Annotated in this window: 12 protein-coding genes; all 12 read left to right on the top strand. The window is 66.0% G+C overall.

Annotated elements, in window-relative coordinates; translation table 11 throughout:
• Nucleotides 1–63 precede the first annotated feature (63 nt).
• The 12 genes from purH (at nt 64) to IB229_RS21205 (ending at nt 14725) form a co-directional block, all read left to right on the top strand.
• Nucleotides 64–1671 (top strand): bifunctional phosphoribosylaminoimidazolecarboxamide formyltransferase/IMP cyclohydrolase, encoded by a 1608-nt coding sequence (gene purH / locus IB229_RS21260; protein WP_192331935.1) that lies wholly within the window; start codon nt 64–66, stop codon nt 1669–1671.
• 266 nt (nt 1672–1937) lie between these two features.
• Nucleotides 1938–3230 (top strand): phosphoribosylamine--glycine ligase, encoded by a 1293-nt coding sequence (purD, locus tag IB229_RS21255; RefSeq protein ID WP_192331934.1) that lies wholly within the window; start codon nt 1938–1940, stop codon nt 3228–3230.
• A gap of 162 nt (nt 3231–3392) precedes the next feature.
• Nucleotides 3393–6179 carry a hybrid sensor histidine kinase/response regulator gene (locus IB229_RS21250; protein ID WP_192331933.1) on the top strand — a complete coding sequence of 929 codons (2787 nt, stop codon included), beginning with the start codon at nt 3393–3395 and terminating at the stop codon, nt 6177–6179.
• A gap of 95 nt (nt 6180–6274) precedes the next feature.
• Nucleotides 6275–6868 (top strand): MarC family protein, encoded by a 594-nt coding sequence (locus IB229_RS21245; RefSeq protein WP_192332030.1) that lies wholly within the window; start codon nt 6275–6277, stop codon nt 6866–6868.
• 308 nt (nt 6869–7176) lie between these two features.
• Nucleotides 7177–8445: an urea ABC transporter substrate-binding protein gene (gene urtA, locus IB229_RS21240; RefSeq protein ID WP_192331932.1), complete on the top strand. Its 1269-nt coding sequence runs from the start codon at nt 7177–7179 to the stop codon at nt 8443–8445.
• 227 nt (nt 8446–8672) lie between these two features.
• Nucleotides 8673–10244 (top strand): urea ABC transporter permease subunit UrtB, encoded by a 1572-nt coding sequence (urtB, locus tag IB229_RS21235; protein ID WP_192331931.1) that lies wholly within the window; start codon nt 8673–8675, stop codon nt 10242–10244.
• The gene (urtC, locus tag IB229_RS21230) at nt 10241–11320 is read left to right on the top strand and encodes an urea ABC transporter permease subunit UrtC (protein WP_192331930.1); all 1080 of its coding nucleotides are present in this window, start codon (nt 10241–10243) and stop codon (nt 11318–11320) included. Before urtB ends, urtC begins: the two co-directional genes overlap by 4 nt.
• Nucleotides 11320–12171: an urea ABC transporter ATP-binding protein UrtD gene (urtD, locus tag IB229_RS21225; protein ID WP_192331929.1), complete on the top strand. Its 852-nt coding sequence runs from the start codon at nt 11320–11322 to the stop codon at nt 12169–12171. The genes urtC and urtD overlap by 1 nt, the downstream gene beginning before the upstream one ends.
• A gap of 104 nt (nt 12172–12275) precedes the next feature.
• Entirely contained in the window at nt 12276–12974 is a 699-nt protein-coding gene (urtE, locus tag IB229_RS21220) for an urea ABC transporter ATP-binding subunit UrtE (RefSeq protein ID WP_192331928.1), read from the top strand.
• Between the two features lie 66 nt (nt 12975–13040).
• Entirely contained in the window at nt 13041–13457 is a 417-nt protein-coding gene (locus tag IB229_RS21215) for a hypothetical protein (protein ID WP_192331927.1), read from the top strand.
• The gene (locus tag IB229_RS21210; protein ID WP_192331926.1) at nt 13454–14305 is read left to right on the top strand and encodes an urease accessory protein UreD; all 852 of its coding nucleotides are present in this window, start codon (nt 13454–13456) and stop codon (nt 14303–14305) included. Before IB229_RS21215 ends, IB229_RS21210 begins: the two co-directional genes overlap by 4 nt.
• Before the next feature lie 117 nt (nt 14306–14422).
• Nucleotides 14423–14725 (top strand): urease subunit gamma, encoded by a 303-nt coding sequence (locus tag IB229_RS21205; protein ID WP_192331925.1) that lies wholly within the window; start codon nt 14423–14425, stop codon nt 14723–14725.
• Nucleotides 14726–14747: the final 22 nt, after the last annotated feature.

The raw sequence follows: 14747 nt of genomic DNA, 5'->3' as shown, positions 1-14747 counted from the left end.
GAAAAGGGCGGCCAGCAAAAGCCGCCCTTTTTTACTGATTTCCCAGCTCTGATGGACTTCGCAATGACCGACCAGACTACCCGCCTCCCCGTCCGCCGCGCGCTGATCAGCGTTTCCGACAAGACCGGCATCCTCGAGTTCGCCCGCGAACTGGTGGCCCTCGGCGTGGAAATCCTTTCCACCGGCGGCACCTACAAGCTGCTCAAGGACAACGGCGTGGCAGCGGTCGAAGTGGCCGACTACACCGGCTTCCCGGAAATGATGGACGGCCGCGTGAAGACCCTGCACCCGAAGATCCACGGCGGCATTCTCGGCCGTCGCGCTCTGGACGGCGCGGTGATGGACGAGCACGGCATCAAGCCGATCGACCTGGTCGCGGTCAACCTCTACCCGTTCGCCGCCACCGTGGCCAAGCCGGGTTGCGACCTGGCCGATGCCATCGAGAACATCGACATCGGCGGCCCGACCATGGTCCGCTCCGCCGCGAAGAACCATAAGGACGTGGCCATCGTGGTCAATGCCAGCGACTACGCCAGCATCGTCGAAGGTCTGAAAGCCGGCGGCCTGACCTACGCCCAGCGCTTCGACCTGGCCCTCAAGGCCTTCGAGCACACCAGCGCCTACGACGGCATGATCGCCAACTACCTGGGCACCATCGACCAGGCGCGCGATACGCTCTCGACCGAAGAGCGCGGCCAGTTCCCGCGCACCTTCAACACCCAGTTCATCAAGGCGCAGGAAATGCGCTACGGCGAGAACCCGCACCAGAATGCGGCGTTCTACGTCGAGGCGGCCAAGGGCGAAGCCAGCATTTCCACCGCCGTGCAACTGCAGGGCAAGGAGCTGTCGTTCAACAACGTGGCCGACACCGACGCCGCGCTGGAGTGCGTGAAGAGCTTCGTCAAACCGGCCTGCGTCATCGTCAAGCACGCCAACCCGTGCGGCGTCGCAGTAGCTCTGGACAGCGAAGGCGGCATCCGCCAAGCCTACGAACTGGCCTACGCCACCGACACCGAGTCGGCCTTCGGCGGCATCATCGCCTTCAACCGCGAACTGGATGGCGCCACCGCCCAGGCCATCGTCGAGCGCCAGTTCGTCGAAGTGATCATCGCGCCGAAAATCAGCGCCGAAGCCCGTGCCGTGGTCGCCGCCAAAGCCAACGTGCGCCTGCTCGAGTGCGGCGAGTGGCCGGCCGAGCGCAGCGCTGGCTGGGACTTCAAGCGCGTCAACGGCGGTCTGCTGGTGCAGAGCCGCGACATCGGCATGATCACCGCCGACGACCTGAAGGTTGTGACCAAGCGCGCGCCGACCGAGCAGGAAGTGCACGACTTGGTGTTCGCCTGGAAAGTGGCCAAGTTCGTCAAATCCAACGCTATCGTCTATGCCAAGGGACGCCAGACCATCGGTGTCGGCGCCGGCCAGATGAGCCGCGTCAACTCCGCGCGCATCGCCGCGATCAAGGCCGAGCACGCCGGCCTGCAGGTCGCCGGTTCGGTGATGGCCTCCGACGCCTTCTTCCCGTTCCGCGATGGCCTGGACAACGCCGCCAAGGTCGGCATCACCGCGGTGATCCAGCCGGGCGGCTCGATGCGCGATGCGGAAGTCATCGCCGCAGCCGACGAGGCCGGCATCGCCATGGTATTCACCGGTATGCGCCATTTTAGGCATTGATTTCGGCCGCACTGAAACCGGCATCTGCTGTGTTGCCTTAGGTTCCGCCAATGCGCATTGCCACTAGGCAACTCCGCTTGTCGAAACCCAAGGCGCCTTGCATCTACCGACTTCATTGCGATCTGCCTGCCACGTTTTACTGATCGTTCCCACGCTCCGCGTGGGAATGTAGCCCGGGACGCTCGGCGTCCCATGCCGCGGACGCCGAGCGTCCACAGCGCCGTTCCCACGCAGAGCGTGGGAACGATCAACATGAGGCTTGAACCATGAACGTATTGATCATCGGCAGCGGCGGTCGTGAACACGCCCTGGCCTGGAAAGTGGCGCAGGACAAGCGCGTCGAGAAAGTCTTCGTCGCCCCGGGCAACGCCGGCACCGCTACCGAAGCCAAGTGCGAGAACGTCGCCATCGACGTGCTGGCCATCGAGCAGCTGGCCGACTTCGCCGAGAAGAACGTGCAGCTGACCATCGTCGGCCCGGAAGCGCCGCTGGTGAAGGGCGTGGTCGACCTGTTCCGCACTCGCAAGCTGGACATCTTTGGCCCCACCGCCGCTGCCGCCCAGCTGGAAGGCTCCAAGGCCTTCACCAAGGACTTCCTGGCGCGCCAGAACATCCCTACCGCCGACTACCAGAACTTCACCGAAGTCGAGCCGGCCCTGGCCTACCTGCAAAAGGTCGGCGCGCCGATCGTGGTCAAGGCCGACGGCCTGGCTGCCGGTAAAGGCGTGATCGTCGCCATGACCCTGGCAGAAGCCGAGGAAGCTGTGCGCGACATGCTGTCGGGCAACGCCTTCGGCGACGCCGGCGCCCGCGTGGTCATCGAGGAATTCCTCGACGGCGAAGAAGCCAGTTTCATCGTCATGGTCGACGGCGAGAACGTGCTGCCGATGGCCACCAGCCAGGACCACAAGCGTGTTGGCGACGCCGACACCGGCCCGAACACCGGCGGCATGGGCGCCTACTCGCCGGCGCCGGTGGTCACCGCCGAGGTGCACAAGCGCGTGATGGACGAAGTGATTTACCCGACCGTGCGCGGCATGGCGGCCGAAGGCAACGTCTACACCGGCTTCCTCTATGCGGGCCTGATGATCGACAAGGCCGGCAAGCCCAAGGTCATCGAGTTCAACTGCCGCTTCGGCGACCCGGAAACCCAGCCGATCATGGTCCGTCTGGAATCGTCTCTGGTACTGCTGGTCGAGGCCGCCCTGGCCAAGGCGCTGGACAAGGTCGAAGCGACCTGGGACCCGCGTCCGACCGTGGGCGTGGTGATCGCTGCTGGCGGTTACCCGGCCGACTACGCCAAGGGTGACGTGATCGAAGGCCTGGACGCCGCCGCCAAGATCGACGGCAAGGTGTTCCATGCCGGTACCGCACTCAACGCCGCGGGCGAGATCGTCACCGCTGGCGGCCGCGTGCTGTGCGCCACTGCCATCGGCAACAGCGTGTCCGACGCCCAGCAACAGGCCTATCGCCTGGCCGAGCAGATCCGCTGGAACGGCAGTTTCTACCGCAACGACATCGGCTACCGCGCCATCGCCCGCGAGCGTGGCGAAGGCTGACCGCCGCCATCACGCCGCCGGCGCCTGTTGCCAATCCACATGATTGGCAACAGGTTCGCCGCCGCAAGCCTGTGAAAACCCTAGAAAGGCAGCCCGGCGGCTGCCTTTTGCCATTGAGCCATGGCTATAATCCGACCACTCACCATCGAAGGGAATTCGCCCGTGCGACGGCTTTGGATTGCCACCGGACTCATGTTCAGCCTGCTGCTGACACTTCTCGGCACGCCTGCGCAGGCAGACACGCCAGCGAGCAGCACCGAGGAAAGCTGGTCGATCCTCCTCGATGAAAGCGCCAGCCTCAGCTTCAGCGACGTTACCACCCAGTCCTCGCGCTTCCAGCCCCTCGACAAACGCGCCATCACCTTCCCCGCTTCGCCCCACGCCATCTGGCTGCACATCAAGACACCGCCGTACCAGGCACCGCACTGGCTGTGGCTGTTCGCCCCGCGCGTACAGGTGCTCGACTACTACCTGCTGCGTGACGGCCAGCTCGAACAGCAGCTGCAGACCGGCGAATCGCTGTCGATGAACAGCCGCCCGCTGCCGTCGCGGGCCTACCTGTTCTCCCAGCCCAACGATGGCGCGGCGCGCGAAGTCTATATCCGCATGACCTCAAACCACGCGCTGATGCTCTGGTTCAAGGCCATCGACGAACGCGGCCTGGTCGACCAGGAAAAACCCGCCTACCTGTTCGGCGCCCTGCTCGGCGGGCTGTTCCTGCTGATGCTGTTCAACCTCATGCGCATGGTCTACGCACCGACCATCAGCAGCTTCTGGCTGGCCGGCATGCACGCCGCCCTCGCCCTGTGCGCCACCTGCAACATCGGCCTGCTGGCGGTATGGTTTCCCAACCTGTCCTACAACCAGTCACTGATCGCCGACCTCTCCGGGCTGGCCTCGTCGATCTGCGTGCTGGCCTTCACCCTCTGTTTCTTCCGTGACACGCCGGCGCAATTCAGCCGCCTGCGCTACGTGCTGCAGGGCGAGCTGGCGCTGATCCTCGGCGCCGCCGCGATGATCCTGTTCACCGGCCTGTTCTGGCACAACTGGCTGGTCTACCTGCTGGTGATCCTGCCGGCCGTGACCATTCCACTGGTGGCGTTCCACCACTGGCGCCGCGGCTACCAACCGGCGCGCCTGGTGTTCGCCGGCCTGAGCATCTTCAACATCGGCTTCGCCTGCTTCGTGCCCGTGCTGTTCGGCTTCGACCAGCTCAATCCGGGCTGGCTGGTACTCGGCATCTTCAGCATCGCCATGCTCTGCGGGCTGATCCTCAGCATCGCCCTGACCGAGCGCCAGCGGCAGATCCAGCGCGACACCCTTACCGAGCGCACCCGAGAAGCAGCGTCCAGCGCCGAGCTCAAGGCCAAGGCCGAATTCCTCGCCAAGATCAGCCACGAGATCCGCACGCCCATGAACGGCGTACTGGGCATGACCGAGCTGCTGCTCGGCACGCCGCTGTCGGCCAAGCAGCGCGACTACGTGCAGACCATCCACAGCTCCGGCAACGAGCTGCTGGCACTGATCAACGAAATCCTCGACATCTCCAAGCTGGAAACCGGGCAGATCGAACTGGACGACGTACAGTTCGACCTCAACGCCCTGATCGACGACTGCCTGGACATCTTCCGCGCCAAGGCCGAGCAGCAGAAGATCGAACTGATCAGCTTCATGCAGCCACAGGTGCCGCGTGTCATCAGCGGCGACCCGACGCGCCTGCGCCAGGCTCTGCTCAGCCTGCTCGACAACGCCTTCCGCCAGACCGACGAGGGCGAGATCCTGCTGGTCGTCGCCCTCGACAGCGAAAGCCAGGCACCGCGCCTGCGCATCGCCGTGCAGGACAGCGGCCGCCCGCTGGAGGCCAGCGAGCGCGACGCCCTGCTCAACACCGAACTGCACCGCACCGACTTCCTCTCCGCGACCAAGCTCGGCGGTCGCCTCGGCCTGATCATCGCCCGCCAGCTGGTACGCCTGATGGATGGCGAGTTCGGCATCCAGAGCGGCGGCGCCCAGGGCAGCACCCTGTGGCTGACCCTGCCGCTGGACGCCGAGCGCCTGGAACACCCGACCGCCGACCTCGACGGCCCGCTGCAAGGCGCCCGCCTGTTGGTGGTGGACGACAACGAGACCTGCCGCAAGGTGCTGGTGCAGCAATGCGCGGCCTGGGGCCTGCAGGTCAGTGCGGTGCCGTCGGGCAAGGAGGCGCTGGCCCTGCTGCGCACCAAGGCGCACCTGCGCGAGTTCTTCGACGCGGTGCTGCTCGATCAGGAAATGCCCGGCATGACCGGCATGCAGCTGGCAGCGAAGATCAAGGAAGACCCCAACCTCAACCACGACATCCTGCTGGTCATGCTCACCGGGATCAGCAATGCGCCGAGCAAGGTCATCGCGCGCAACGCCGGGATCAAGCGCATCCTCGCCAAGCCGGTGGCCGGCTATACGCTGAAGACCACCCTGGCCGACGAGCTGGCGCAGCGCAAGAGCGGCCATTTCGTCACCGCCCAGGGCGTCGCTGGCGAACCGGCTGCGCTGGCCGTGCCGAGCGATTTCCGCATCCTGGTCGCCGAAGACAACACCATCTCCACCAAGGTCATCCGCGGCATGCTGAGCAAGCTCAACCTGCAGCCGGACACCGCCAGCAATGGCGAGGAAGCTCTGCGTGCAATGCAGGCGCAGCGCTACGACCTGGTGCTGATGGACTGCGAGATGCCGGTGCTCGACGGCTTCTCCGCCACCGAGCAACTGCGCGCCTGGGAGCTGCGCGAGCAGCGCAAGCGCACCCCGGTGGTGGCCCTGACCGCGCACATCCTCGCCGAGCACAAGGAGCGCGCCCGCCAGGTCGGCATGGACGGACACATGTCCAAGCCGGTGGAAATGTCGCAACTGCGCGAGCTGATCGCCCAGTGGGTCGACAAGAAGGAACGCGACCGCCACGCCCTGCTGTCCTGACGCGCGGCTGATCCGCTCGCGCCAACGCTGGCGCTGACACCCGCCAGCCCCGCCGCTATGCTTGCGCCACCCACTGCCAACGAGCCTCGTCCATGCTGCCCGCGCTGTTCAGTCTGTATTTGAAGATGTTGGTCCTCTACAGCCCGTTCTTCGTGTTGTCCTGCTTCATCGGCCTGACCCCGGGCTACACCAACAGGGAACGCAAGAAGCTGGCCTGGAAAGTGGCGCTGGGCACGTTGATCTCCAGCGTGCTGCTGTACCTGTTCGGCCAGGCCATCTTCGACCTGTTCGGCATCACCGCCGACGCCTTCCGCATCGGAGCCGGCAGCGTGCTGTTCATCTCGGCGCTGGGCATGGCCCAGGGCAAATCGGCGGTGCAGAGCGACAACCCCAACCAGGACGTGACCATCGTACCGCTGACCATTCCGCTGACGGTCGGCCCCGGCACCATCGGTGCGCTGCTGGTGATGGGTGTCAGCCAGCCGCACTGGGACGACAAACTGGTCGCGGTGGCCGGCATCAGCCTGGCCAGCCTCACCGTCGGCTTCGTGCTGTTCCTCTCCCACGGTTTCGAGCGCCTGCTCGGCGAGCAGGGCCTGCAGATCGTCAGTCGCCTGATGGGCCTGTTCGTCTGCGCGCTGGCGGCGCAGATCATCTTCACCGGCGTGCGCGGCTACCTGCTTACCTGATTCATTTCAGGTGCACGCCAGGCCCTCTGGCGTGCGTCACAAGCGGGCACCGCGGGCTTTTTCTCGCGCCAAACCTCCGCTGACTCGCCTCTTCCAACGGCATTTGCATCAAAGCAGTGCAAGCGCTGGGCACTCGTGGTGAACTGCGCCCATAGCGCACCAGCTTGGCGCACCCACTCCTTCCGGACACTTCATCGAAACCGGCAAAACCCTTCTAGCACAAGGTGTTGCGGCGCTTGGCACGGATGCTGCCAAAGGACTGACGACCCCTTCGGTCCAACACTGTTGCGCATGGAGCCCTAAACACGATGAAACGCCGTCCATTTCTGAAGTCCACACTCGCCGCCAGTGCCCTGCTGCTCAGCGGCCTCTTCCCTTACAGCCTGCAAGCTGCCGAGACCATCAAGGTCGGCATCCTGCATTCCCTCTCCGGCACCATGGCGATCTCCGAGACCTCGCTGAAAGACATGGCGCTGATGACCATCGACGAGATCAACGCCAAGGGTGGCGTGCTCGGCAAGCAGCTCGAACCGGTGGTGGTCGACCCGGCCTCCAACTGGCCGCTGTTCGCCGAGAAAGGCCGCCAGCTGCTGACCCAGGACAAGGTCGCCGTGACCTTCGGCTGCTGGACCTCGGTATCGCGCAAATCCGTGCTGCCGGTCTATGAAGAACTCAACGGCCTGCTGTTCTACCCGGTGCAGTACGAAGGCGAAGAGATGTCGCCGAACGTGTTCTACACCGGCGCCGCGCCGAACCAGCAGGCGATCCCGGCCGTCGAGTACCTGATGAGCGAAGACGGCGGCGGCGCCAAGCGCTACTTCCTGCTCGGCACCGACTACGTCTACCCGCGCACCACCAACAAGATCCTGCGCGCCTTCCTGCACAGCAAGGGCGTGGCCGACAAGGACATCGAAGAGGTCTACACCCCCTTCGGTCACAGCGACTACCAAACCATCGTCGCCAACATCAAGAAGTTCTCCGCTGGCGGCAAGACCGCGGTGATCTCCACCGTCAACGGCGACTCCAACGTGCCGTTCTACAAGGAACTGGCCAACCAGGGCATCGAAGCCACCGACATCCCGGTGGTCGCGTTCTCCGTTGGCGAGGAAGAACTGCGCGGCATCGACACCAAGCCGCTGGTGGGCCAGCTGGCTGCCTGGAACTACTTCCAGTCGGTCGAGAACCCGGCCAACGAGAAGTTCGTCGCCGCCTGGAAGGCCTACGCCAAGGCCAAGAACCTGCCGAACGCCGCCACCGTGGTCACCAACGACCCGATGGAAGCCACCTACGTCGGCATCAACATGTGGGCGCAGGCGGTCGAGAAGGCCGGCACCACCGACGTCGACAAGGTTCGTGAGGCCATGGCCGGGCAGACCTACGCCGCGCCGAGTGGCTACACCCTGACCATGGACAAGACCAACCACCACCTGCACAAGCCGGTGATGATCGGTGAAGTCCAGGAAGACGGTCAGTTCTCCGTGGTCTGGCAGACCGAAGGCCCGATCCGCGCCCAGCCGTGGAGCCCCTTCATTCCGGGCAACGACAAGAAGCCGGATCACGCGGTGAAGTCGAACTGAGGCTGCTGCCCCCTTCTTCCCGGAAGGGTTGAGGTGGGAGGCGATGTGCTCTGCATAGACACACGCCCCTCACCCTAGCCCTCTCCCAAGGGGAGAGGGTACTTGCTCGGCGCCGATAGAAGCGCCACTGCCAGCCGCCAACGCCGACGTGCTTTCCTCCCTTCTCCTTCCGGGAGAGGGACCGGGGGTGAGGAAACTCGCCTTCAGGCACAGCAAAGGACCTTGAAATGCCCACTGCCCTCTACCGAATGCTCCTGTCACTGGTGCTGTTGCTGCCATTGACCGCCCACGCCGGAGACGCCGCCGACTTCGTCGCGGCCAATCCAGCCAAACAGGCCACGCTCCTGGAAAGCTGGTCCGCCCAGCCCCACGCCCAGCGCCTGCCGCTGCTCGAGGCCCTGCACAAAGGCCGCCTGGCCAGCGACAGCGCCAAGGCGCCCTTCATCGAAACGCAAAGCGGCTGGCGCGCTGCCGAAGGCAACGCCGTACCGGCGCAAACGCCGAAGAAGCTGCGCCTGAACAACCGCCTGCGCGGCCTGATCGGCACCGCCATGGCCAGCCACCAGTTGCTCGCCGAAGAGCCGCAGGTACGCCTGGCCGCCGCCCAGCAACTGCAGAAGAGCGCCAAACCGGCCCAGCTCGGCCTGCTCAACGCCCGCGTTGCCAGCGAGGACGACGCCGCCGTGCGCGATGCCCTGGCGCTGGCCCTGGCCAACCTGCAACTGGTCGACCCGGATCCGGCGATCCGCCTCAGTGCCGTGCGCCTGCTGGGCGAAACCGGCGAGCCGCTGGCCCGTACGCGCCTGGAAGCCCTGCTCGCCCCTGGCGTCGAAGCCGATGCCGACGTGCGCACCGCTGCCGAAACCAGCCTGGCCCAGGTCAAGCGCCGCCTGATGGTCGGCGAGCTGGCCGGCCAGGCCTTCAGCGGCCTGTCGCTGGGCTCGATCCTGTTGCTCGCCGCTCTCGGCCTGGCCATCACCTTCGGCCTGCTCGGGGTGATCAACATGGCCCACGGCGAGATGCTCATGCTCGGCGCCTACACCACCTACGTGGTGCAACTCATGTTCCAGCGCCTGGCCCCCGAGTACCTGGCCTTCTACCCGCTGGCCGCGCTGCCGGTGGCGTTCTTCGTCACCGCGCTGATCGGCATGACCCTGGAACGCACGGTGATCCGCTTTCTCTACGGTCGTCCCCTGGAAACCCTGCTCGCCACCTGGGGCATCAGCCTGGTGCTGATCCAACTGGTGCGCGTGCTGTTCGGCGCGCAGAACGTCGAGGTGGCCAACCCGGCCTGGCTCTCCGGCGGCATCCAGGTGCTGCCCAACCTGGTGCTGCCGTACAACCGCATTGTCATCATCGGCTTCGCCCTGTTCGTGGTAGCGCTGACCTGGCTGCTGCTGAACAGGACCCGTCTGGGCCTGAACGTGCGTGCCGTCACCCAGAACCGCAACATGGCGGCCTGCTGCGGCGTACCCACCGGCCGCGTGGACATGCTCGCCTTCGGCCTCGGCTCCGGTATCGCCGGTCTCGGCGGCGTGGCCCTGAGCCAGATCGGCAACGTCGGCCCGGATCTCGGCCAGAGCTACATCATCGACTCGTTCCTGGTGGTGGTGCTCGGCGGCGTCGGCCAGCTGGCCGGTAGCGTGCTGGCGGCCTTCGGCCTCGGCGTGGCGAACAAGATCCTCGAACCGCAGATCGGCGCCGTGCTGGGCAAGATCCTCATCCTCGCGCTGATCATCCTGTTCATCCAGAAACGCCCGCAGGGCCTCTTCGCTCTGAAAGGGAGGATCATCGATTGAACCAGCCCATGACCCTGACGCTGGCGCAGAAAGCCGGCCCCAAAGTGACCCTGGCGATCGCCGCCGTGGTCGTCGCCATCCTCCTCGCCATGCCCTTGTTGCACCTGCTGCCGGCGGATCACTCGCTGCAGGTCTCGGCCTACAGCCTGACCCTGGCCGGCAAGATCCTCTGCTACTGCATCGTCGCCCTGGCGCTCGATCTGGTCTGGGGGTACGCCGGCCTGCTGTCGCTCGGCCACGGCCTGTTCTTTGCCCTCGGCGGCTATGCCATGGGCATGTACCTGATGCGTGAAAGCGCCGGTGACGGCCTGCCCGCGTTCATGACCTTCCTCTCCTGGACCGAGCTGCCGTGGTACTGGTACGGCACCTCCAGCTTCCTCTGGGCGCTGTGCCTGGTGGTGCTGGCGCCGGGCCTGCTGGCTCTGGTGTTCGGTTTCTTCGCCTTCCGCTCGCGGATCAAGGGCGTGTACTTCTCGATCATGACCCAGGCCCTGACCTTCGCCGGCATGCTGCTGTTCTTCCGCAACGAGACCGGCTTCGGCGGCAACAACGGCTTCACCAACTTCCGCACGATTCTCGGCTTCGACATCACCGCGCCGGGCACCCGTGCGGTGCTGTTCCTGTGCACCGTACTGCTGCTGGTGGGCAGCCTGCTGCTGGGCTGGAAGCTGGCGCAGAGCAAGTTCGGCCGGGTGCTCACCGCCCTGCGCGATGCCGAGAACCGCCTGATGTTCTGCGGCTACGACCCGCGCGGCTACAAGCTGTTCATCTGGGTGCTGAGCGCCGTGCTCTGTGGCCTGGCCGGGGCGCTGTACGTACCGCAGGTAGGCATCATCAATCCCAGCGAGATGTCGCCGACCAACTCCATCGAGGCTGCCGTGTGGGTCGCCCTCGGCGGACGCGGCACGCTGATCGGCCCGCTGCTCGGCGCTGGCATCGTCAATGGCATGAAGAGCTGGTTCACCGTGGCCTTCCCCGAATACTGGCTGTTCGCCCTGGGCTTCCTGTTCATCGTCGTCACCCTCTTCCTGCCTAAGGGCGTGATCGGCCTGTTGAAGAAAAAAGGAGAGCAGTGATGCGCGCCGCCCCCGTTCCCGAACTCATGCTCGAACCCGCCTTCGACCCGTCCGGCACCGGCCGCGATGCCCTCGGCCTCGGCAGCGCCGCGAGCAAGGGCCTGGATGTGCGTCACGGCACCATCCTCACCCTGGAAGACATCAACGTCAGCTTCGACGGCTTCAAGGCGCTGACCAACCTGACCCTGTACATCGGCGTCGGCGAGCTGCGCTGCATCATCGGCCCCAACGGCGCCGGCAAGACCACCATGATGGATGTGATCACCGGCAAGACCCGCCCGGACAACGGCGTCGCCTACTTCGGCGACACCCTCGATCTGACCCAGATGAGCGAGGTCGAGATCGCCCAGTCCGGCATCGGCCGCAAGTTCCAGAAGCCCACGGTGTTCGAGGCGCTCAGCGTGTTCGAGAACCTCGAACTGGCGCTGAAGACCAACAAATCGGTGTGGGCCAGCCTGCGCGCCAGACTCAATGGCGAGCAGCAGGACCGCATCGACGAGGTGCTGCAGACGATCAAGCTGGAAGCCTCGCGGCAGCGCCCGGCCGGGCTGCTCTCGCACGGGCAGAAGCAGTTTCTGGAGATCGGCATGCTGCTGGTCCAGGACCCGCAACTGCTGCTGCTCGACGAACCGGTGGCGGGCATGACCGACGCCGAGACCGAGTTCACCGCCGAGCTGTTCAAGTCCCTGGCGCGCAAGCACTCGCTGATGGTGGTGGAGCACGACATGGGCTTCGTCGGCAGCATCGCCGACCACGTCACCGTGCTGCACCAGGGCAGCGTGCTGGCCGAAGGCTCGCTGGAGCAGGTGCAGGCCAACGAGCGGGTGATCGAGGTTTACCTCGGCCGGTAGAGCCTCCCTGTGATGAAGGTTCCCACGCTCCGCGCCCCAGCGACGCAGAGCGTCGCCAGATGCATGCCCACGCAGAGCGTGGGCACGATCAGAAGGAAAAAGACATGCTGCAAGTCCAACAGCTGCACCAGTACTACGGCGGCAGCCACATCCTGCGGGGCCTGTCGTTCGACGTGAAGGTCGGCGAAGTCACCTGCCTGCTCGGCCGTAATGGCGTGGGCAAGACCACCCTGCTCAAATGCCTGATGGGCCTGCTGCCGGCCAAGCAGGGCGCGGTGAACTGGGAAGGCCAGCCGATCACCGGTTTCAAGCCGCACCAGCGCGTGCAGGCCGGCATCGCCTACGTGCCCCAGGGTCGCGAGATCTTCCCGCGCCTGACCGTGGAGGAGAACCTGCTGATGGGGCTTTCTCGTTTTGGCGCCAAGGATGCCAAGACCGTACCGGCGTTCATCTACGAGCTGTTCCCGGTGCTGCTGGAAATGAAGCAGCGTCGCGGTGGCGACCTCTCCGGCGGCCAGCAGCAACAGCTGGCCATCGGCCGCGCACTGGCGAGCAAGCCGCGCCTGCTGATCCTCGACGAGCCCACCGAAGGCATCCAGCCCTCGGTGATCAAGGAGATCGGCGCGGTGATCAAGAAGCTCGCCGAACGGGGCGACATGGCCATCCTGCTGGTCGAACAGTTCTACGACTTCGCCGCCGAGCTGGCCGACCAGTACCTGGTGATGTCGCGCGGCGAGATCATCCAGCAGGGCCGGGGCGAGACCATGGAAGCCGATGGCGTGCGTGGCCTGGTGGCGATCTGAATGGCGACGCCCACCGCGTGTTTTGCGCATAATCGGCGCCTCGCTCCCGCTGGACACCGGCCCCCGATGATCGCCCCGCGCCACCTGCTGCTGCCCCTCGCCGCCCTGCTCGGCTGCGCCATGGTCATCTATGGCGGCAGCCTGCCGGACTACTGGCTGCGCCGCAGCATGCCCGAGGGCATGGAGCCGGCCTACCCGCTGCAATGGGTGCTGCTGTTCTGCGCCATCGTGCTCGCCGAATGCGCCCTGCTGCTGGCCGTGCTGCGGCCCTGGTCGTATCGCCGTTCCTGGGGCCGCGCCTGGTGCGCGACCTTGCTCGCCACGCCGCTGACGGTGTTCTGGATGGCCGGCATGCTGCATTCGCCGCCGCACTACGGCTTCCACCTGCAATGGTGGCTGCTGATGCTCGCCGCCCTGCTGGTACTCAGCCTGTACTCCAGCCTTGGCGCCTGGCTGCACGCCCACCGCGAGGCCCGCCGATGAACGCACCGCTCGGCACCGGCCTGTTCACCCCCAGCTGGCACGCCGAGCTGGAACTGGGCTACGCCCGCTTCGGCGCGAGCACCCGCCCGGTGCAGCGCCGTCACCAGGGCCCGTTGCGGGTGCAGAAGCACCTGTACGCCGAAGGCCCGGAAGTCTGCCAGCACATCATTGTCCATCCACCTGGCGGCATCGCCGGCGGGGATCGGCTGAACATCAGCGCCACGGTAGGCGAGAACGCCTGGGCGCAGCTGACCAGCCCCGGCGCGGCCAAGTGGTACCGCGCGAACGGGCCGGCCTTCCAGCAGGTCGAGCTGCGCGTCGCCGCTGGCGCGACCCTGGAATGGCTGCCGCAGGAAAGCATCGTCTACGCCGGGGCCCAGGCCGAGCTGAGCACCCGCATCGAACTCAGCGGCGACGCCCGCCTGTTCTACTGGGACATGGTCGCCCTGGGCCGCCCGGCCGCCGGCGAGCGCTTCGACAGCGGCTATTTCCAGTCGCACCTGGATATCCGCCGCGATGGCCAGCTGCTCTGGCACGAACGCCAGCGCATCACAGGCGACGACGGCCTGCTCGACTCGCCCATCGGCCTCGACGGCCATCCGGTGTTCGCCACGCTGCTGCTCAGCGGCACCCTCGACGGCGAACTGCTGGAGCGCTGCCGCGAACTGCCGGCGGTTACCCGCGGCCAACTGCGTGGCGATCTCAGCCAATTGCCTGGCCTGATCGTTGCACGCTGCCTGGCCAGTGAAGCGCTGCACGCACGCGCCTGGCTGATCGAGCTGTGGCGCCTGTTGCGCCCGGCACAGCTGGGTCGCGAGGCACTGCCGCCAAGGATCTGGAGCACCTGACGAACACCTGCGAGTGGGCGCCCCCACCCGCGACCGGTGGCTGTAGAACGCGACAGCCACCCTACGACGCACAACTGGCGCCTGCCCTGTACGCGCCCGCAACACTGGAGCAAGACGATGGATCTGAGTCCACGCGAGAAAGACAAACTGCTGATCTTCACCGCCGGCCTGGTCGCCGAACGCCGCCTGGCGCGTGGAGTGAAGCTCAACTACCCGGAGGCCATGGCCTTCATTTCCGCCGCCCTGCTCGAAGGCGCCCGTGACGGCCGCAGCGTGGCCGACCTGATGCACTTCGGCACCACCCTGCTCAGCCGCGAACAGGTGATGATCGGGGTGCCGGAGATGATCCCGGAGATCCAGATCGAAGCCACCTTCCCCGACGGCACCAAGCTGGTGACCGTCCACCAACCCATCGCCTGAGGAACCCAGCCGATGCCCCGGC

The organism is Pseudomonas sp. PDM14, assembly GCF_014851905.1.
Classification (GTDB): Bacteria; Pseudomonadota; Gammaproteobacteria; order Pseudomonadales; family Pseudomonadaceae; genus Aquipseudomonas.
Note: the sequence above shows the minus strand (reverse complement) of the source record. Positions and strands in the feature narration are given on the sequence as shown.

Coding starts and splice junctions, on each gene's coding strand:
- purH (WP_192331935.1), top strand. CDS start 64: ATGACCGACCAGACTACCCGCCTCCCCGTCCGCCGCGCGCTGATCAGC.
- purD (WP_192331934.1), top strand. CDS start 1,938: ATGAACGTATTGATCATCGGCAGCGGCGGTCGTGAACACGCCCTGGCC.
- urtA (WP_192331932.1), top strand. CDS start 7,177: ATGAAACGCCGTCCATTTCTGAAGTCCACACTCGCCGCCAGTGCCCTG.
- urtB (WP_192331931.1), top strand. CDS start 8,673: ATGCCCACTGCCCTCTACCGAATGCTCCTGTCACTGGTGCTGTTGCTG.
- urtD (WP_192331929.1), top strand. CDS start 11,320: ATGCGCGCCGCCCCCGTTCCCGAACTCATGCTCGAACCCGCCTTCGAC.
- urtE (WP_192331928.1), top strand. CDS start 12,276: ATGCTGCAAGTCCAACAGCTGCACCAGTACTACGGCGGCAGCCACATC.
- IB229_RS21215 (WP_192331927.1), top strand. CDS start 13,041: ATGATCGCCCCGCGCCACCTGCTGCTGCCCCTCGCCGCCCTGCTCGGC.
- IB229_RS21210 (WP_192331926.1), top strand. CDS start 13,454: ATGAACGCACCGCTCGGCACCGGCCTGTTCACCCCCAGCTGGCACGCC.
- IB229_RS21205 (WP_192331925.1), top strand. CDS start 14,423: ATGGATCTGAGTCCACGCGAGAAAGACAAACTGCTGATCTTCACCGCC.